The organism is Flavobacterium gyeonganense (genome assembly GCF_029625295.1).
GTDB classification, from domain to species: domain Bacteria; phylum Bacteroidota; class Bacteroidia; order Flavobacteriales; family Flavobacteriaceae; genus Flavobacterium; species Flavobacterium gyeonganense.
Genome location: NZ_CP121112.1, coordinates 2,587,774 through 2,607,032 on the forward strand (window position 1 = coordinate 2,587,774; position 19,259 = coordinate 2,607,032).

Below are 19,259 nucleotides of genomic sequence, written 5' to 3' on the forward strand. Positions count from 1 at the left end.
TTGAATCGAAAAACCCCAAATTCAGATAAATGAATTTGGGGTTTTCTATGAATAAACCTTTAGTAAACTAAGATCTGATTACTCTTTTTTCTCCTCACGCGGAGGTCTAGGAACAAGTGCTTTTTTAGACACTTTTTCTTTTTTGGTTTTAGGATCAACTCCTAAGTATTTCACTTGGAAAACATCTCCCATTTTAACTACGTCTGCAACGTTTTCAGTACGTTCCCAGGCTAGTTCAGATACGTGAAGTAATACTTCATTTCCTGGCGCGGCAGTATATTCTACAACAGCTCCAAAATCAAGCATTTTGATTACTTTCACTTCATAAGCTTCTCCCATTTGTGGTTTGAAAGTAATAGAAGCAATTTTTGCTAATACTGCTTCAATTCCAACAGGATCTGTACCTAAAATTTCGATAACACCTTGTTCATCCACTTCGTTGATCACAATTGTAGTTCCGGTAGCTTTTTGTAATTCCTGAATTACTTTTCCACCAGGTCCAATCAATGCTCCAATAAAGTTTCCAGGAATAGTTCTGGTAATGATTTTTGGCGCGTGTGCTTTTACATCAGCTCTTGGAGCTGCAATAGTTTCCGTTATTTTTCCTAAAATATGCAAACGTCCGTCACGTGCCTGAGCCAAAGCCTGCTCCATAATGTCGTAGCGTAAACCATCAATTTTGATATCCATTTGGCAAGCCGTGATACCGTCAGCAGTCCCCGTTACTTTAAAGTCCATATCTCCTAAGTGATCTTCATCACCTAAAATATCAGACAATACAGCAAATTTGTCACCGTCAGTAATTAATCCCATAGCAATACCAGAAACTGGTTTTACCATTTGAACTCCGGCATCCAATAATGCCATTGTTCCGGCACAAACTGTTGCCATAGAAGAAGAACCGTTAGATTCTAAAACTTCAGAAACAACACGAATTGTATAAGGACAATCTGCAGGAATCATATTTTTTAATGCTCTTTGAGCTAAGTTACCGTGACCAACTTCTCTTCTTGAAGTTCCTCTTAGTGGTTTTGCTTCACCAGTAGAGAAAGGAGGGAAGTTGTAGTGTAAGTAGAATTTCTCTTCACCTTGTTCAGATGGAGAATCGATTTGGTTAGCTTCTCTTGAAGTTCCAAGAGTTACTGTGGCCAAAGCCTGAGTTTCTCCACGTGTAAATAAAGACGAACCGTGTACTCTTGGTAAATAATCAGTTTCACACCAGATTGGTCTGATGTCTGTAGTTTTTCTACCATCAAGACGAACTCCTAATTCTAAAACCACATTACGAACAGCTTCTTTGTTTGTTTTGTAGAAATATTTAGAAACTAAATCTCCGTCAGCAGCTAATTCTTCTTCGGTAAATAAAGCTTTTACTTCTTCTTTTACTTCAGCAAATGCAGCTCCTCTTTCATGTTTAGCCGATCCAACTTTTGCAATAGCATAAATTTTATCGTATGCAGCAGCTTTTACTTTCTTGTAAATTTCTTCGTTTTCTTTCTCACCTTCGTAAGTACGAATTTCTTTTTTACCAAAAGCTTCCTGCAAACGGTATTGAGCCTGAATTTGAACTTTGATAGCTTCGTGAGCAAATTTAATTGCTTCGATCATTTCAGCTTCTGAAATTTCTTTCATCTCACCTTCGACCATGGCAACAGAATCCATAGAAGCACCAATCATCATGTCGATGTCTGATCTTTCTAAATCTTCTCTGCTTGGGTTGATCACTAATTTTCCGTCGATACGTGCAACACGTACTTCAGAAATTAAGTTGTAAAATGGAATATCTGAAACTGCTAATGCCGCAGAAGCAGCTAAACCAGCTAAAGCATCTGGCATAACTTCTTCGTCATGAGACATTAATTGAATCATAACCTGAGTTTCAGCATGGTAATCGTCTGGGAAAAGCGGACGTAATACACGGTCTACTAATCTCATTGTTAATACTTCACTGTCGCTTGGACGAGCCTCTCTCTTAAAGAAACCTCCTGGGAAACGACCAGCTGCTGCAAATTTTTCGCGATAATCTACCGTTAATGGTAAAAAGTCAACGCCTGGGTTTGAGGTACGAGCCGAAACTGCTGTTGCAAGTATCATCGTATCTCCCATTCTTACTACTACAGAGCCGTCAGCTTGTTTTGCTAAACGTCCTGTCTCGATTGTGATGCTTCTGCCATCACCCAAATCGATTTTTTCTACAAATAATTGTGGAATCATAAATTTTTTCCTTTTGATTATACAATGGGTTTTAGTTGTGTTGTGGTTGTTGTTGTGTGTAGTTGTTGTTATCTAAAACCCAATGAAAAACCAAACTTTTTTTCTTGTATAAAGTCCTGTAAGACTTGTATTTTGTAAAAACAAAAAGAGGCACTCTCGCACCTCTTTTCTATATTGATTATTTTCTGATATTCAATACTTTGATAATCTCACGATATCTGTTGATATCTTTCTTTTTCAAGTAATCCAACAAAGCTCTTCTTTTACCTACTAATAGGACAAGAGAACGCTCAGTGTTATAATCGTGACGATTTTTTTTCAAGTGTTCAGTTAAGTGTGAAATTCTGTAAGTGAACAATGCAATTTGACCTTCAGCGCTTCCAGTGTTTGTTGCACCACCGTGTTGTGCGAAAATTTCTTCTTTCTTTTCTTTAGTTAAATACATTCCAATATTATTTAATGATTTTTATGTATGTCGTACATCTTTTGTAAGACGGGTGCAAAAATAAATAATAATTATGAATTATGAATTATAAATTATGAATTATTTTAATTTGCAGATTGAATAGTAATGGGCAATGAGTATAAGCATTTCATTTTTTGTCCTCTTTGTTCTCCCGGGTTGAAACCATCGTAATTATTTAAAATTCGTAAAGCTTCCTCTCCAGTGCCGTAACCGATATCTTTAATAATTCTCGGCTCTGTTACTTTTCCCTCTTTGTCAACTACAAATGTAACATAGATTTTTCCTTTAGTACCCTGAGGCATATTGGGTAGTTTATAGTTTTTTCCAACATACTGATAAAAACTTGACATACCTCCTTTTGGTGTCGGTCTGATTTCAGTTTCGGTGTACTTGTAAGACACATTGTATCTGTCCCAGCTTTCGCCAGAAATTAATTTTTCTTCATTATATTTTTCTTTATAAGTAAGTCTGGGGTTTAGGGACGAACCTTCCCAATTTCCGTCTTTAAATCCATTTTTTACTGCTCCTTTTGAAGATTGATTTTCGTCTGTATCTTCGAAAAATCCGTTTCCATTTGTTACTTTTTGGACACCATTTTTATCCCAAAATTCATTTATTTTAAAATTCGTTGTGCGTTTTTTGTTATCTTCAATATATTCTCCTTCAAGTTTTTTGTTTCCATCTTCGTACCATTCAGTACTTCTGCCATTAGTTCGCCCTTTAATGTAATTTGTAACTGATTTTTTTGTGCCATTTTTATAATAATAGGTTACTTCGCCCTCTTTCGGGGTTCCGGTATAAGTTGTTGAAATTCCTTGCATTCGTAAAGATCCTGAGCGATAATATTCCTGAACAATATAATTTTCTTTTTTTAATTTAGCATCTTTCACGACTCTTACATACATGTAATCTTTTGATTTGGTTTCTGAGGCGGTTGAGTCTAAATAAATAAAACTATCGTCTGGAGAAAGGATTAATTCATTGTTTTGTGGAACTTGCGAAAAAACTATTTTTGGAATAATAAGAAATAACAAAGAATACAAAATCGATTTCATAAATTTTTGGGTTATTTAAAAAGCGAATGTATTATTTTTAATACAATTTAACAACTTGTTTAATAGATTATTGAGCGAATTATTTGATTGATTTTGGAGTTGTTTTTTTACCAAATTGCTTTTCAGCCAAAGTGGAATAAGAGAGTTTGACATTGTTTTGATCTACACTTACACCTGAAACTAAAATTCCTTTATCATAATTTTCAGTAAATGTAATTTTACGTTCGGCATCACTTCCCTGCCAGATGCCTTGCTTTAAACCATTTTTAATAGTTCCTTTTTCTGTTATAAAGTTATCTGTATTTTCATATTCTCCATTTCCATCAACTACGGTTTGTTCTTTGTTTTCATTCCAAAAATTAAGGGTTAAAGTTTGAGCTGTTTTTGTTTTAGGATCCCAGGAATTCTGCTTCTCGCACTTTTTGCTTTGATTTTCGTACCAGGTGATTTCTTTTCCGGATTTATGATTGTCAGTATAATTTATAACAGATTCCTTTGCGCCATTTTTGTAGTAATAGATAAATTCACCATCTTTTTTCAGGATATCTCTGTCTAGAGTGGCGCCTGTCATTTTCTTTCTTCCGTTTTTATAAAAATCAGTAACCACATAGCGTACGCTTTTTTGGGAATAGTTTGTAATGACACGTGTGTAGATTTGGTTTTCGGGTGTAGTTTCACGATACAATGAGTCAAGAAAAATTTTTTTCGAGACCATGTTAATTTGTGCAGATAGAGTAACTGAAATTAAAAGAAAGAATAATATGAAAAGGCTTTTTTTCATTTAGATCTATTTTTTGTAATAAAAATAGGACTTCTAAAATAATTTGGCAACTTCCTGATTTACAAATTCTAAAAATCGTTCGTCAGCTTCTGTAAAAGGGTCTATTACGTGACTGTCAATATCAATTTGTCCAATGTTTACTCCGTTTACAAATAAAGGTACAACAATTTCTGATTTTACAGTAAAACTGCAGGCGATATAATTATCCTGAGCCTTAACATCCGGTACAACAAAATTGGCATTGCTTTCAGCGACCTGTCCACAAATACCTTTTCCGAATGGAATAACGGTATGATCTGTTTCTGCACCTACATAAGGTCCTAAATGTAAAGTTTTGTTATCATGATTAGCAAAATAAAAACCAACCCAATTATAATAGTCTATACTTTCGCTTAATAGCTGACAGACTGCAAGTAATTTCTCGTCTCTGGTTGTATTTGTCTCAGCTGCAATAGCTGAAATTTTTGGCTGTAATTCCTGAAATGTCATGATGTGAAAATTTTATACAAAAGTATTTAAAGCTGAACTCAAAAAATACATAAATTTGAAAAAAAAATCTTTTGAAAAAATATTTAGTACAATTTAAACCATTCCTAATTTTCATAGGGACTTTTTTTGCTGCTTATATTTTACTTACCTTAGTTTATAAAAGTTATCTGAATAGTTTTGAGTCAGATAATATTGACGGAATAACTGCTGTTGTTGGCTCTAATGTCTATTGGTTAATGGATGTTTTTAATTATGATGTTCTGATTCAGAAAAGTTTATCGGGAGCTTATTTAGAAGTTTGGTACAATAAGCATTATGTTATTCGAATTGTAGAAGGGTGTAATGCAGTAAGCGTAATGATTTTGTTTGTTTCATTTGTGCTGGCTTTTTCCGGAAAACTTAAAATGACTGTATTGTTTATCTTATCAGGAACTCTTTTTATTTATATTTTAAATGTGATCAGAATTGCGTTATTGGCTGTTTTGTTATTTCGCTATCCTGAAAAAGTACATCTTTTGCACGGTGTTCTTTTTCCGTTAATTATTTATGGACTTGTTTTCGCTTTATGGGTTTTCTGGGTAAATAAATTTTCAAAATATGCTAAATAAACTTTCCGAAAATAAATTCAAAATCATAATTACTATTCTGGTTGTTTTGTGTTTAGGGATCGTCAGAGCTTTCGAAAATAAATTGTTTTATGATCCTTTTCTGGTTTATTTTGAGTCTGATTTTAAAGGATTTCCATTTCCTCAGGTTGACAATTTAAAACTTTTTGCAGGACTTTTGTTTCGTTATGCTTTGAATACTATTTTGTCATTAGTGCTTATTTATACCTTGTTCAGGGATAAAGAAATCTTCAAGTTTAGTGCATTTTTATATATGTTTTTTTTAGTACTTCTTTTGACTGCTTTTTTTATCATTCTCGAATTTTTCCCCAATGCAAACTGGCTGCTTTTTTATGTAAGAAGATTTATTATTCAGCCAATTTTTTTGCTATTGTTTGTGGCTGCTTTTTACTATCAGAAGCAAAATCTTAAAAAATAACATTTCATTTAGCTTTTTATCCGGACTTTTTAAATAATTTTGCACTATGAATTTAAAGAAGTGCACGGGAGTATTTTTAGCGTTCCTATTGTTGGTATCCAACATTGGGTTTGCTTTTGATGTGCATTATTGCGGAGGAAAAATCGCTTCGGTTTCCTTAAGTAAGATTTCTCCTGAAAAAAAGTGCTGTGGAGACAAAGAAAAAAATCTTCCTGCTGTAAAGACAAGGTGGTTAAATTTGAAAAAAAATCAGATGATGCTACTTTTAAAGTTTTCTTTTTTCAGATTGCTTTTCTGGCAGTAATTCAGGATTTTAAAACGCTTGGTTTTTTATCAGTTCCAAATTTTAAAAGTAAAGAAGTCATTTCGTATTATGCTGATGCGAATGCTCCTCCTTTATATCAACTCTATCATCAATATATTTTTTACGCCTGATTTTAATGTTTAGAATCAAGCCATATTTGGTTTGTACTATACTGTTTTGGTTTTTCCTTCTGTATTCAGGAAATTAAAAGACAGTTTCTGATTAACATTAAAATCTTTTTTTATGCAAAAAAATATCATGCTTTTTATGATGATTTTGCTTTCCGTTTCTGTGTTTTCACAGGAAGATTTAGAGGAAGTAAAAGTTACCAAAAAGCAAAAATCACTTAAAAAATCCTATACGGTTACTGCTAATACAACCGTGATCACGAGCAAGGAATTGCTTAAAGCAGCCTGCTGCAATCTGGCAGAAAGTTTTGAAACGAACCCATCAATCGATGTGAATTTTTCTGATGCCTTAACGGGAACCAAACAAATAAAAATGCTGGGTTTAACGAGTCCGTATTTAATGATTACTGAAGAAAATATACCTTCGGTTCGTGGTGCTTCCCAGGCTTATGGATTGTCTTTTACACCGGGAACCTGGATTGAAAGCGTCCAGATTACGAAAGGTGCCGGAAGTGTAATTAACGGATACGAAAGTATTTCGGGACAAATCAATACGGAACTTTTAAAGCCTTTAAGTGACATTCCGTTTTTTCTGAATGCTTATGGCTCTACTGATGCCCGTTTTGAATTGAATACCCATTTCAATAAAAAATTATCTGACAAATGGGCGACAAGTTTATTTCTGCACGGAAATACGCGTGTAGCAAAAAATGACATGAACGATGACGGATTCTTAGATAATCCGCTAGGCAAACAAATCAATCTTTTGAACCGTTATCAATATTATAATCCTGAAAGCGGTTTGGTGAGTTTTATCAATTTCAGGTATATGAATGATAAAAAACAAACGGGTGAAGTAGATTTTGATAAAGATACCGATCGTGGAACAACGAATCACTGGGGTTCAGAAATCAATACAGAACGTTTTGATGTATCTACAAAAATTGGTTACGTTTTTAAAGATATGCCATATCAGAGCATTGGTTTTCAAAACGCTTTTAACAGTCATAAACAAGATTCATATTTTGGTTTAAATCAATACGATATTAAACAGAATAGTTTTTATTCGAATTTGATTTTTAATTCCATAATAAGCAACACAATGAATAAGTTTACAGCTGGTTTGAATTTTGCCTATGATCAATATCAGGAATTTGTAAATGCAATTGATTATAGCCGAATTGATAATTCTGTTGGTGCTTTTTTTGAATACACTTATGATAATACGGATAATTTTAGTTTGATTTTGGGCGGAAGGGTCGATAATCATAACCGTTTAGGGTTTTTCGTAACGCCTCGTCTTCATATGCGATACAATCCATGGAAAGACGGAGTTGTTCGTTTTTCAGCAGGAAGAGGAAAACGATCTGCCAATATTTTTGCAGAGAATCAACAGCTTTTTGCAAGTTCAAGAACTTTTTCAATCTTAGATAATAGTGGAAAAATTTATGGTTTAAATCCTGAAATTGCATGGAATTATGGTGTGAGTTTTTCTCAGAAATTCAAACTTTTCAATAAAAATGCCGAAGCAGGTTTTGATATTTACAGAACAGATTTCCAAAATCAGGCCGTTGTCGATTTGATGCAAAGCCCACAAGAGGTTTTGTTTTATAATTTAAAAGGAAACTCATTCGCAAATAGTTTACAACTAGAGTTCAATTATGAGTTAATCCATAACCTGAATTTAAGAACAGCCTACAAATACTATGATATTCAAACCGATTATTTGAGAGGAACTTTCCAGAGACCATTGCAGGCCAAACATCGTTTTTTAGGAAATCTTGAATATGAAACCCAATTAAATGATCACAAACAATGGAAATTTGATTACACCTTTAGCTGGTCTGGAAAACAACAGTTACCATATACGGCATCAAATCCTGAAGCTGACCGATTTTCAGAATTTTCACCTTCTTATGCTGTCATGAATGTTCAGGTTACCAGAGTTTTTTCTCCAGTTTTTGAAGTATATGCAGGAGGGGAGAATATTGGAAATTACAAGCAGCAAAAAGCAATTTTAGGTGCAGAAGATCCGTTTGGTGCGAACTTTGATGCTTCAATTGCATACGCGCCAATTTTTGGACAAATGTATTATGCAGGATTACGATTTAAAATAAAATAAAGGCAATTATCAATTGCAAAAAACAAATTCAATAACAATAAATAATAAAAAGATGAACAAGATAATTTTAATAGCATTAATAACTTTTTTAGGATTTTCGGCTCAGGCACAAACTAAAAAAAATAAGAATTTAAAATACACTACAGAGGTAAATGGCAATTGCGAACAATGTAAAAAACGTATCGAAAAAGCGGCTTTTAGTGTTCCAGGTGTAAAAACTGCTAATTGGGATATTAGTTCACACCAGCTAACAGTAATTTTAAATGAAGAAAAATCATCAACAGCTGATTTGAATAAAGCTGTTGCTAAGGTTGGTCATGATACCAAAGAAGTAAAAGCAACTCAGGCAGATTATGATAATCTGCATTCTTGCTGTAAGTATGAAAGAGAATAATTATGAGCCCGGGTTTTTAAAAAAGCCCGGGCTTTTTTAATAGTTAATTTATCTTTAAAATACCGTATTTTATTGTGGTTAAATTAAATTATTGTTACTTTCACCAACTAATAAATGTAACCAAACCTGATATGAATAATTTCGACTGGACTCAATTAATAAACCCTGAATTTTACATCACATTAAGCATTGGAGGTTTTCAGATTGGTTTATTTATTGTTTTGTTTATCGTTTTTGCTGAAACAGGACTTTTTGCAGGTTTTTTTCTGCCAGGAGACAGCTTGTTGTTTTTAGCGGGAATTTACAGTCGGGAATTAATAGAGAATATGGTTTATATTCCTAATGATTTTTTAAACGTCTTTTTACTGGCATTTATGGTAGCAGTAATGGGTGTTTTAGGAAATATGACCGGATATTGGTTTGGTGCTAAAAGCGGATACTATTTATTCAAAAAAAGAAGATTCTTTTTGGTTTAAAAAGAAATACCTCTTACAATCGAAGGATTTCTTCGAAAAGTATGGAGGTAAAGCTATTATTTATGCAAGATTTCTACCAATTTTCAGGACATTTGCCCCAATTATTGCAGGTATAGTTTCTATGGATAAAAAGAAATTTATGTTCTATAATATTTTGAGCTCTTTTCTATGGTCTTTTATATTGATTTTTGCAGGTCATTACTTATACGGAGTATTTTTAAAACAAGGAATCGATCTGAAACATCATATCGAATATATCATTATAATCATTGTGGTTATCTCTACATTTCCTGTTTTGTTGAAACTTTTAAAGAAAAGACCAATTGAGAAAATCTAATTTTTAATCTATTTAAAATTTTAGATGTTTCCAAAAAGATTAAAAATTGATCTTGCGAAACGCGAATTATTTTTTTCTTCCACAGTTTCATAACAGGAGAAGCCTAAAATAATTTTAATTCCCGGAGGTATGCTGTTTAAGATGTCTCTTTTTTGTTCATCGAGAAGCAATTTTAAACTTGAAGCTACTTCAGCATTATACTTTAAATAAGAAAGGATAAGCAATGTAGAAAAGTTTAAAACTTCACGTGCTGTTTCACTTTTGATGCCGACTTCATTCGAAATCATTTCAGTAATTCTGGCTTTTTTGCTGGTGAAAATTTTTTCTAAAAAGTGATTTCCTTCTGATTTATAATTTTCATCCACAGACAAAATTCTGGAAGAAGTAAAATCAACTTCTTTGTAAAATGTTGATTCTGTTACAAGCTCAGTCATTTCCGTTAAAGCTTTTTCATCAAAATTGTTATAGCATCCCATTAAAACAGTTCCCAGCGAGACATCGATAGCCTTAATTAGTAAAGCATCATTTTCGAAATAGAATTTGTTCAGTTTTGAGATGACATTAGATGAGATAAAACGGCGTAGTTCAATTTGTAGATTTGGGGTCATAATTGTTACGGGATTAGTTAATAATTGCTGTCAATAAACCGATTAAATGTGGTATTTTGTCGATTATAGTGATAAAAATATAAAATAAATTAACATATCCAAAAAATAAGTTAAATATATTGTTTTAACTTTTGTGTAATTTAATTAACAAATTATGATATTATCAACGAATATAATACTTTGTATTAATACCAAGTAGCAATTATTTAGAATAAAAAAAAGATTTTTTATTTGAACTATGTTAAAAATAAGAAAATACTTAAGTATTTATTGAGTAATTAAAACAATAAAACTCTGTTTTTCCAAACTATAGTAAGAAATGATCCAAAATAAATAACGCACATTAAAAAATTGATAAAACCGGAGGCTAAAAAACCAATTAGTGAACCTGTTGCAGCCTTAAATGCTCTTCTATGATCTTTAGAATCGTATAGCATTTCACCTATGAATGCCCCTGCAAATGGGCCTATAATTATTCCAAAAGGAATTGGTGTAAGGATACCAACTATAAGACCAATATTAGTTCCCCAAATGCCGTATGAGCTGCCGCCAAAACGTTTAGTTCCCTTGGCTGGAATCACATAATCTAAAATCGTGATAATAATCATGATGATAAAAGTAATTCCTAAAACCCAGTAATTATTTTCAACCGCTTTGGTTAAATACAGTAATAACAAACCAACCCAACAACTTGACAGCCCGGGTAAAACGGGCAAAAAACTTCCCATGATTCCTATAATCATGCAGATAAAACCAAGTAAAACTAATACTAAATCCATGCTAAAAACCGTTGTAAATTTTAATTGTAAATTTATGCCATCTATTGAATCATCACTTATAAAGTAATGAAAAAATAGTTCATAATTTCTCTTTGAAGAATATTTGCAATACAAAGTTTACCAAAAAATAATCGTATTTTTACAATATTAGTCAAATCAACATCAAAATCTTGAAACGTTTTTCTCTTTTTTTTGTTTTCATATCTTTAAATTCTTGTCAATATTTTGAGAAGCAGATACCTTCTGAAAAAGAATTGCTTCAAAAAGAATTAAAATCAATCAACTGGAAAGTAGTTGATGAATACCCCTCTTTGCCAGACTGCGAGAAAATCAACGATAAAAGTCAGCGACAGCAATGTTTTTTCGAAATCATGTCGAGGCTTATTCAGGAAAAACTGGATATAGATACACTCTCCATTTTGTATCCCGAATTAGATACCATAGAAGTTAAAGTAACTGTTTTTCCTAATGCGACCCTGGAATTTGAGCCGCAGTTCCCTAAGGATTCAGTGACTTATGACACGATAAAAATCGATAGTATTCTTCGTGCACGATTGATAGATTTTCCAAAAGTGAATCCAGCCATTAAACGTGGAATTCCCGTTAAATCACAATTTATTTTACCTGTCATTCTTAAGGAAAAGAAAAATAAATTAAATGAGAAGGATTTAAAGTAGCTGTTCCTGCTGTCCGTTATATCTTTTTATTTTTAAAGAAAAAATAAAAAGGATGTTTCTCCCATCAGGGCTAGGCAGTAAGATTAAAAATAAAATTATACTTTAAACCGACGGTTTTTCCATTCATAAGAGCCAAACAAACTGTATAAAGCTACAGCCGAACTAAAAAAGGGATAAAACAGACTACTCAAAAACCAACTTTTTAGATGGCCTTTAGTCAAATAAAGACTGGTGATATAAAGCAAAACAAAATCTATAAAAAACTTAAGAAAAGCAAACAAAACAAAAATAGGATACGACCAGATTCCAAAAAGGAGAAATAAAAATCCAATAACGAAACTTAAATTTCCAAAGAAAACAACCAGTCCCAATAACTTTCCAAACGCACTTTGATACGAACTTGTCTTTGCCGCCCAGCGCACTCTTTGATAAAATAAAGTTTTCCAGGTTTCAGTGGGTTTGGTGGTTACGATAGCTTCTTCATCTTTTAAATAATGAACTTCTTTTGGGAATTTCCGAATTGCTTTCTGCAATAAAAAAACATCATCTCCGCTGGCAATTTTATCGTTTCCTTCAAAGCCGTTTAAGCTTTCAAATAATGATTTTGTATACGCAAAATTGGCGCCATTGCACATAAAAGCATAGTCAAGTCCAAAACTTCCGATGGTAGCTCCTTGCAGGCTTGTTAAATCCAATTGCTGGAAATGATCTAAAAATGAATTTTTGCAATCATACCTAACTGCCCCTGCGAGCATCGAGATTTTATTTTCCTGAATATAATTGTCGAATGATAAAAGCCAGTTTTCAGGAACAATACAATCGGCATCGGTGGTAATAACCCATTCGGTTTTTACATGCTGCATTGCGGTTGTGATGGCATCTTTTTTAGGAGATTTTGACATACGAATAGTATCAACTGTAGAAACCTGAAACCTGAAACCTGAAACCTCAAACTTTTCTTCTGAAGAATCATCAACCAAAATCACTTCAAATAAATCAAGTGGGTAATTTAATTTCGAAAAGCTTTCTAAAAGTAGGGGCAAATTTTTTGCTTCATTGCGAAACGGAACTATAATCGTAAAACTTGTTTTAGGTTCTAAATCTGATTTTTGATATTTTTTGACTTTGAAAAAACCATAAATCAGCAAGCCGATTGTTATGACATAAATTTTTAATATGACAAACAATATCAGGCTCATACAGCAGTTTTTGTTTTAAAATTCAAAACATAATAACTTCCTAAAACTACAGGAAGAACTACATTTAAAAACCACATTAAAGTGCTGATGAAAACCACAATCCATTCGTTTACACCCAGAATTCCGAAGAAATAAATCGCAACGCTGCCTTTTACCGCAAAATCCAAAAACTGAAATGTTGGCAATGATGAAGCTAAAAAATATACAGAAGTGATGGCTGCCATTAAGGTTAAATAAGGTAGTTGAACTTTAAAAGCGAGAAACAAAAAGTAATATTGGTGCGAAAAAACCAAATAACGGCAAATGCCTAAAAATATATTTTTTTGATGAACTGGCTTTGGGATTTCATTGATTTTATGAATCAGTTTTTCAATTGAATATCCTTTAACTTTTATCTTTTTTATTGAAAATAACAGAATCAGAATAAATACAAATCCGCCAAATAAAATCAATACTGATTTTGTGGTAATGACATCATAAAGTGCATTGAAATATAACAAACCGAAAATGCCAAAAATGATGGTCAAAATCATCTGGATTCCATTACAGATTAAGTTCAGAAAAACTACTTTTTTAGCTTCCGTTTTAGGATAGTACAAAGCTTTTCCGGCATATTCCCCAACTCCGTTTGGAGTGAAAATCCCGGCGGTTAAGGCAGCTAAAACCTGTTTTGTTGCTTCTCCTAAAGATATCGGAGATATGACTCTGGCTAAATTCTGCCATTTTAAAATTTCAAAAAAGCGATTCAGAACGCTCAACAGCAAGATAAATCCAATTCCTAAAACCGACTGATTTTTTCGGAACAAAATAATGAATTTCTGCCAGTCGAGTTTATCATTGTTCGCTAGCTGATTGTAAATAAAATAAAATGCACCGCCAACAATCAAAAGTTTGGCCAGAAGAACAAGGAATTGCTTAGCTTTGTGAGGAATTGAAATCATGCCGCAAAAGTAGTCAATTTGAGAATGAGATAATGTGGCAATTAGTAAATTAGAAAATGATTTATTCGAGATTCAGGTAACTTGAAACTTGAAATAAAATAAACTTGAAACAAAACTTCTCTTGACAAAAGAACGCATCATATTAGGTATTGACCCCGGAACCACAATTATGGGTTTTGGACTGATTAAAGTCACCAATAAAAAAATGGAGTTTCTGCAATTGAATGAATTGCAGCTTTCCAAATACGATAATCATTACCAAAAACTAAAAATCATCTTCGAAAGAACCATCGAATTAATCGAGACGCATCTTCCTGATGAAATTGCAATTGAAGCTCCTTTTTTTGGTAAAAATGTACAGTCGATGTTAAAACTTGGTCGCGCACAGGGTGTTGCCATGGCAGCCGGACTTTCAAGAGGTATTCCAATTACCGAATATGAACCTAAAAAAATAAAAATGGCGATTACCGGAAACGGAAACGCCAGCAAGGAACAAGTTGCCAAAATGCTGCAGCAGCTTTTAGGTTTAAAAGAATTACCTAAAAATTTGGATTCGACTGATGGTTTGGCTGCAGCTGTTTGTCATCATTTCAATTCAGGAAAAGTAGTTGCCGGAAAAAGTTATTCAGGCTGGGATGCTTTTGTAAAACAGAATGAGGATAGAGTTAAAAAGTAGTGGTTCAGTGTTCAGGTTTTTAGTACTCAGCTATTTTCTTTTGTAGTTTTTGTTATAAATAAAAATTTAATGAGATTTCAAGATTTATTAGCTTACAAAAAGTCGTTTTCTTTAGCAATGAAGATATTTGATATTACCAAACAGTTTCCAAAAGAAGAAACTTATTCATTAACCGATCAGATTAGACGTTCATCCAGAAGTGTTCCGATAACAATTGCGGAAGCTTACAGAAAACGTATTTATCCGAAACATTTCTACAGTAAATTAACTGACTCAGACGGTGAAAATTCTGAGACACAAGTTTGGCTGGAATTTGCTTTAGCTTGTAAATATATTTCAAACGAATCCTATGATGAGCTTTTGTCCGAAAGTATTGAAATCGGAAAATTAATAAATTATATGCTTTTGAACCCAGTAAAGTTTGGAGTTAAAATTAGTGAATAGTAAAAGCTTTTAGTAGGCATTTGTCAACGATAAAACTGAACACTAAAAACCTGAACACTGAAAACTAAAAAAATGAGCGGAATCTATATTCACATACCTTTTTGCAAACAAGCTTGCCATTATTGCGACTTTCATTTTTCTACTTCAATGAAAAAGAAAGACGATATGGTTTTGGCATTGGCCAAAGAAATTACCATGCGTAAAGATGAATTTGAAAATGAGATTGTAGAAACGATATATTTTGGAGGAGGTACACCTTCTGTTTTAAGTAATGAAGAAATTAACTTTTTGATTGCTGAAGTTTATGAGAATTATAAAGTAATCGAAAATCCTGAAATTACGCTCGAAGCAAATCCGGATGATTTGTCTTCAGAACGAATTTTAAAGCTATCCAAAAGTCAGATAAATCGTCTCAGTATCGGAATTCAGTCTTTTTTCGAAGAAGATTTGCAGCTGATGAACCGTGCTCATAATTCGGAGGAAGCCAAAAAATGTCTGGAAGAAGTAACCAAATATTTTGATAACATTTCCTTGGACCTGATTTACGGAATTCCAGGTATGACTGACGAAATGTGGAAACAGAATATTCAGACGGCTCTGGATTTTGGCATTCCGCATATCTCGAGTTATGCTTTGACAGTTGAGCCGAAAACAGCTTTGAGCAAATTAATTCAAACCGGAAAAATTGCTGAACCAGAGGATGAAGCCGCTTCAAATCATTTTATGATTTTGGTTGAAATGCTTCAAAAAAACAGTTTTATTCATTACGAATTATCGAATTTTGGGAAAGAAAATTATTTCTCAAAAAATAATTCTGCTTACTGGCTCGGGAAAAAATATATCGGAATTGGACCTTCTGCACATAGTTATGATGGAGAAAAAAGAGGCTGGAATATTGCCAATAATTCGCTTTACCTAAAATCAATTCAGGAAAATAAACTTCCCATAGAAACTGAAATTCTGACTACTTCAGATCGTTATAATGAATGTATTATGACGGGATTGCGAACTATTTGGGGCGTTTCTCTAGAAAGAATTGAAAATGAATTTGGACAGCAATATTTAAATTACCTGAAAGAACAGGCTCAAAAATTCTTAGATGATGATTTACTTTCAATAGAAAATAACATACTGAAACCAACATCAAAAGGAAAATTTTTAACGGATGGAATCGCGAGTGATTTGTTTTATTTAAATTTGGATGAATAAAAATTTAATGCAGATAAAATTCGTATAATAGTTTGTGTATGCTAGCAGTAATTGACAATCAATATCAAATAGACTTATCAAAACCTATCGATATCTCGATTCCATTAACTAATACAGAAGAAAACCCAATTGCATGGTATATTGAAAAACCTTCAATTGAGCCTGTGGTTTTTGGAGACTGGATAGGCAAAGTTTCTGAAGGAAAATCATCGACTAATTTTAATAATATTTTCTTCAATCCGCATGGGCATGGTACGCATACGGAATGTTTAGGGCATATTACAAATGATTTTTACAGTATAAACCAATCTTTGAAAAAGTTTTTCTTTTTTGCCAGACTAATTACCATCGAACCTGAAAAAATTGAGGAAGATTTTGTGATTACAAAAGAGCAGATATCAAATGCTCTCAATAGTTCAGATTTTTCAAAAACGAAAGCAATTATTATTAGAACGATTCCTAATCAAAAAGAAAAAAATCAAGAAAGTATTCGAATACAAATCCACCCTATTTGTCTGAAGAAGCAGCGATTTTTATCCGCGAAAGCGAAATTCAGCATCTTTTAATTGATTTGCCAAGTGTTGACCGTGAGCATGATGAGGGTAAACTATTAGCTCATAAAGCTTTTTGGAATGTTATGGATACACATAATTTAAACAGCGATGCACGTTTTGAAGCGACAATCACAGAAATGATTTTTGTGCCAAACGAAATCCATGATGGGAATTATCTGTTAAACATACAAATTGCTTCTTTTGAAAACGATGCAAGCCCTTCCAAGCCTATTTTATATAAGATTTAAAAAAGTTACACACAAATTTCGTGAATTTTTGCAATTTTTTGTCTTGCCAATCCCGATAGAGCTATTGTGCTAAAATGATTTTCACAGATTTAATAATTTCTGATCTCTAATGTGTAGAATAAAAATAATTCGTGAAAATTTGTGTAATTTGTGGTAAAAAAACAAACTCTAATGATTACCGTTTCTACTGATAAAACAAAACTTGATGTTCCATTTATACAAAATTTTCTAAAAGATATTTACTGGGCTGCCGGCCGGACTATTGAAGAGGTACAGACTACAATTGATGCTTCTGTTTGCTTTGGGATTTATTTGAATGATCAACAAATTGGTTTTGCAAGGGTAATTACAGATTATGTTGTTTTTGGATATGTAATGGATGTTTTTATTGCGGAAGAACATCGTGGAAAAGGATACTCTTCCATTTTAATTCAGCATATGATGAATGAGCCGCTGCTGAAAGATATTAAAATCTGGCGTCTGGCAACAACAGATGCACATTTTTTATATGAAAAATTCGGATTTACTAAACTGAGTCATCCTGGAAAAATGATGGAAAAAATACTATGATGAATACAATTGTTAAACTCGAAGAAACGGCTTTATTTATTTTCGGAATTTATTTGTTCAGTCTTTTAAGTTTTGAATGGTGGTGGTTTTTGGTTTTAATTTTAGCCCCTGATTTATCGATGCTGGGATATTTATTTGGAAATAAAAGCGGAGCTTTTTTTATAATGTGTTTCATCATAAAGGAATTGCCGTTTTATTTTATATTTTAGGATCGTATTTTAAAATTGAAGTTCTGCAATTAGCAGGAGTTATTTTGATGTCACATTCTGCAATGGATCGTATTTTTGGTTATGGCCTTAAATATGAAAAAGGTTTTAAATACACTCATTTGGGTGAAATTGGTAAATAAACAATTATGAATTTAGAAACGTTTTACGAATATTGCCTTTCGAAAAAAGGTGTCAGCGAACATTTTCCTTTTGATGAAGATACTTTGGTATTTAAAGTTGGTGGAAAAATGTTTGCTTTGTCGTCTTTGTCACAATGGGAAAAGAATGAAGCTTCCGTAAATTTGAAATGTGATCCTGAACGGGCACAGGAGCTTAGGGCAGAATATGATGAAATAAAACCTGGATTTCATATGAGCAAAGTACATTGGAATACGATTGCACTAAACGGAAATCTACCGGGACATTTTGTTAAGGAACTCATAGATCATTCATATGAATTGGTTTTCAAAAGTTTGACAAAGAAAATTCAGAATGAAATTATCGACCCGAGGTAAAATTTTACCGAACAGGCGGAGCAATTAGAAAATTAGGCATTACATTTGTAAGGAATGTCAAAAACATAACACTCAATTAATTTGCAACTTAGTAGTTTATAGAATATGAAAGAACAATTTAAAAAATTTCTGAACGAAGAGCAAGATCCTAAAGCGATTGAAAAAATCACTTCAAAACTCAATGATTTATTGATGAAAGGAGAAGAAGTAGGATATATAGCAGTTCAAAAAAAGCCTGCAATTACTGTTTTTCCGGATAGCATTGTATTAACGAATAAAAGAATTATTATTTGTAAACCTAAAAATCTGGGTCTTTCAATGGATTTTACAGATTATACCTGGGATGATGTTGCGGGAGCTTTTGTAAAAGAAAATATTCTGGGTTCAGAATTTTCTTTTAATACCAATACTGATTTGTCAATTTCAATTGATTATATTCCAAAAATCCAGGCCAGAAAAATATATACATACGCAAAAGAACAATTGGATTTACTTAAAAATCCGGTGACTATATCAGCTCCAGTTTCAGAAACTCTTCAGGCAGAAGAGCAAGAGGATACAGTTGAAGAAATTGAAACAGAAGAAGTAACTAATTTTGCAGAAATTTTGCCGGCAGCTCCGTCTTACACAGACACTTTCGAACCAATTCAACAAACTCAGTCAACAGGTGAGCGTAAATTAAGTGAATTATCTAAAGAAGAGCTTTTTGATAAATTACAGAATTATAAAAAACTGCTGGATAATGGCTTAATTCTCCAGGGTGAATATGACAATTACAAAAAAGAAATTTTAAGTTATATGTAATAAAAAATCCGAAGTT

20 protein-coding genes and 4 pseudogenes are annotated in these 19,259 nt (G+C 32.7%); 15 read left to right on the forward strand and 9 right to left on the reverse strand.

Annotated features, from left to right (window positions below):
* Window positions 1–78: 78 nt before the first annotated feature.
* From P5P89_RS11285 to P5P89_RS11305, 5 genes are all read right to left on the reverse strand, one after another.
* Entirely contained in the window at window positions 79–2,214 is a 2,136-nt protein-coding gene (locus P5P89_RS11285; protein WP_278008425.1) for a polyribonucleotide nucleotidyltransferase, read from the reverse strand.
* A gap of 178 nt (window positions 2,215–2,392) precedes the next feature.
* Window positions 2,393–2,659 (reverse strand): 30S ribosomal protein S15, encoded by a 267-nt coding sequence (gene rpsO, locus P5P89_RS11290; protein WP_008466503.1) that lies wholly within the window; start codon window positions 2,657–2,659, stop codon window positions 2,393–2,395.
* A 104-nt stretch (window positions 2,660–2,763) separates the two neighbouring features.
* Window positions 2,764–3,735, reverse strand: coding sequence for an energy transducer TonB (locus tag P5P89_RS11295; protein WP_278008426.1), 972 nt, complete (start codon window positions 3,733–3,735; stop codon window positions 2,764–2,766).
* 79 nt (window positions 3,736–3,814) lie between these two features.
* The gene (locus P5P89_RS11300) at window positions 3,815–4,516 is read right to left on the reverse strand and encodes a toxin-antitoxin system YwqK family antitoxin (protein ID WP_278008427.1); all 702 of its coding nucleotides are present in this window, start codon (window positions 4,514–4,516) and stop codon (window positions 3,815–3,817) included.
* A 33-nt stretch (window positions 4,517–4,549) separates the two neighbouring features.
* On the reverse strand, window positions 4,550–5,005 hold the full coding sequence (locus tag P5P89_RS11305; RefSeq protein WP_278008428.1) for a GAF domain-containing protein: 456 nt from the start codon (window positions 5,003–5,005) through the stop codon (window positions 4,550–4,552).
* A 71-nt stretch (window positions 5,006–5,076) separates the two neighbouring features.
* Between P5P89_RS11305 and xrtF the strand changes: the two genes are divergently transcribed.
* The 6 genes and pseudogenes from xrtF (at window position 5,077) to P5P89_RS11335 (ending at window position 9,810) form a co-directional block, all read left to right on the forward strand.
* Window positions 5,077–5,613: an exosortase family protein XrtF gene (gene xrtF, locus P5P89_RS11310; RefSeq protein ID WP_278008429.1), complete on the forward strand. Its 537-nt coding sequence runs from the start codon at window positions 5,077–5,079 to the stop codon at window positions 5,611–5,613.
* Complete coding sequence (locus P5P89_RS11315) at window positions 5,603–6,049, forward strand: exosortase F system-associated membrane protein (RefSeq protein WP_278008430.1); 447 nt, start codon at window positions 5,603–5,605, stop codon at window positions 6,047–6,049. Before xrtF ends, P5P89_RS11315 begins: the two co-directional genes overlap by 11 nt.
* Window positions 6,050–6,095: 46 nt before the next feature.
* Window positions 6,096–6,484, forward strand: a pseudogene (locus P5P89_RS21790) (HYC_CC_PP family protein).
* A 112-nt stretch (window positions 6,485–6,596) separates the two neighbouring features.
* Window positions 6,597–8,603 (forward strand): TonB-dependent receptor plug domain-containing protein, encoded by a 2,007-nt coding sequence (locus tag P5P89_RS11325; RefSeq protein ID WP_278008432.1) that lies wholly within the window; start codon window positions 6,597–6,599, stop codon window positions 8,601–8,603.
* A gap of 52 nt (window positions 8,604–8,655) precedes the next feature.
* On the forward strand, window positions 8,656–8,997 hold the full coding sequence (locus P5P89_RS11330) for a heavy-metal-associated domain-containing protein (RefSeq protein ID WP_269234483.1): 342 nt from the start codon (window positions 8,656–8,658) through the stop codon (window positions 8,995–8,997).
* A gap of 131 nt (window positions 8,998–9,128) precedes the next feature.
* Window positions 9,129–9,810: pseudogene (locus P5P89_RS11335) on the forward strand (DedA family protein).
* 20 nt (window positions 9,811–9,830) lie between these two features.
* Here P5P89_RS11335 and P5P89_RS11340 read toward each other — a convergent pair.
* Window positions 9,831–10,418 carry a DUF937 domain-containing protein gene (locus P5P89_RS11340; protein ID WP_278008433.1) on the reverse strand — a complete coding sequence of 196 codons (588 nt, stop codon included), beginning with the start codon at window positions 10,416–10,418 and terminating at the stop codon, window positions 9,831–9,833.
* A gap of 278 nt (window positions 10,419–10,696) precedes the next feature.
* A complete protein-coding gene (locus tag P5P89_RS11345; protein ID WP_278008434.1) occupies window positions 10,697–11,197 on the reverse strand; it encodes a DUF456 domain-containing protein in 501 nt (166 codons plus the stop codon).
* A 170-nt stretch (window positions 11,198–11,367) separates the two neighbouring features.
* Here P5P89_RS11345 and P5P89_RS11350 point away from each other — a divergent pair, with 170 nt between their 5' ends.
* The gene (locus P5P89_RS11350) at window positions 11,368–11,874 is read left to right on the forward strand and encodes a hypothetical protein (RefSeq protein ID WP_278008435.1); all 507 of its coding nucleotides are present in this window, start codon (window positions 11,368–11,370) and stop codon (window positions 11,872–11,874) included.
* Between the two features lie 95 nt (window positions 11,875–11,969).
* Here the strand turns inward: P5P89_RS11350 and P5P89_RS11355 are convergent, their stop codons facing one another.
* The gene (locus P5P89_RS11355; protein ID WP_278008436.1) at window positions 11,970–13,073 is read right to left on the reverse strand and encodes a glycosyltransferase family 2 protein; all 1,104 of its coding nucleotides are present in this window, start codon (window positions 13,071–13,073) and stop codon (window positions 11,970–11,972) included.
* The gene (locus P5P89_RS11360) at window positions 13,070–14,014 is read right to left on the reverse strand and encodes a hypothetical protein (protein WP_278008437.1); all 945 of its coding nucleotides are present in this window, start codon (window positions 14,012–14,014) and stop codon (window positions 13,070–13,072) included. The genes P5P89_RS11355 and P5P89_RS11360 overlap by 4 nt, the downstream gene beginning before the upstream one ends.
* A 121-nt stretch (window positions 14,015–14,135) precedes the next feature.
* Between P5P89_RS11360 and ruvC the strand changes: the two genes are divergently transcribed.
* From ruvC to P5P89_RS11400, 8 genes and pseudogenes are all read left to right on the forward strand, one after another.
* Window positions 14,136–14,690, forward strand: a complete 555-nt coding sequence (gene ruvC, locus P5P89_RS11365; RefSeq protein ID WP_278008438.1) for a crossover junction endodeoxyribonuclease RuvC — start codon at window positions 14,136–14,138, stop codon at window positions 14,688–14,690.
* Between the two features lie 69 nt (window positions 14,691–14,759).
* Entirely contained in the window at window positions 14,760–15,134 is a 375-nt protein-coding gene (locus P5P89_RS11370) for a four helix bundle protein (RefSeq protein ID WP_278008439.1), read from the forward strand.
* A gap of 72 nt (window positions 15,135–15,206) precedes the next feature.
* A complete protein-coding gene (hemW, locus tag P5P89_RS11375; RefSeq protein WP_278008440.1) occupies window positions 15,207–16,343 on the forward strand; it encodes a radical SAM family heme chaperone HemW in 1,137 nt (378 codons plus the stop codon).
* 38 nt (window positions 16,344–16,381) lie between these two features.
* Window positions 16,382–17,145: pseudogene (locus tag P5P89_RS11380) on the forward strand (cyclase family protein).
* A gap of 171 nt (window positions 17,146–17,316) precedes the next feature.
* Window positions 17,317–17,715: a GNAT family N-acetyltransferase gene (locus P5P89_RS11385; protein WP_278008441.1), complete on the forward strand. Its 399-nt coding sequence runs from the start codon at window positions 17,317–17,319 to the stop codon at window positions 17,713–17,715.
* Window positions 17,715–18,064, forward strand: a pseudogene (locus P5P89_RS11390) (DUF4260 domain-containing protein). Before P5P89_RS11385 ends, P5P89_RS11390 begins: the two are co-directional and overlap by 1 nt.
* A 6-nt stretch (window positions 18,065–18,070) precedes the next feature.
* Window positions 18,071–18,439 (forward strand): MmcQ/YjbR family DNA-binding protein, encoded by a 369-nt coding sequence (locus tag P5P89_RS11395; RefSeq protein WP_278008442.1) that lies wholly within the window; start codon window positions 18,071–18,073, stop codon window positions 18,437–18,439.
* A 105-nt stretch (window positions 18,440–18,544) separates the two neighbouring features.
* Window positions 18,545–19,243: a PH domain-containing protein gene (locus tag P5P89_RS11400; protein ID WP_278008443.1), complete on the forward strand. Its 699-nt coding sequence runs from the start codon at window positions 18,545–18,547 to the stop codon at window positions 19,241–19,243.
* Window positions 19,244–19,259: the final 16 nt, after the last annotated feature.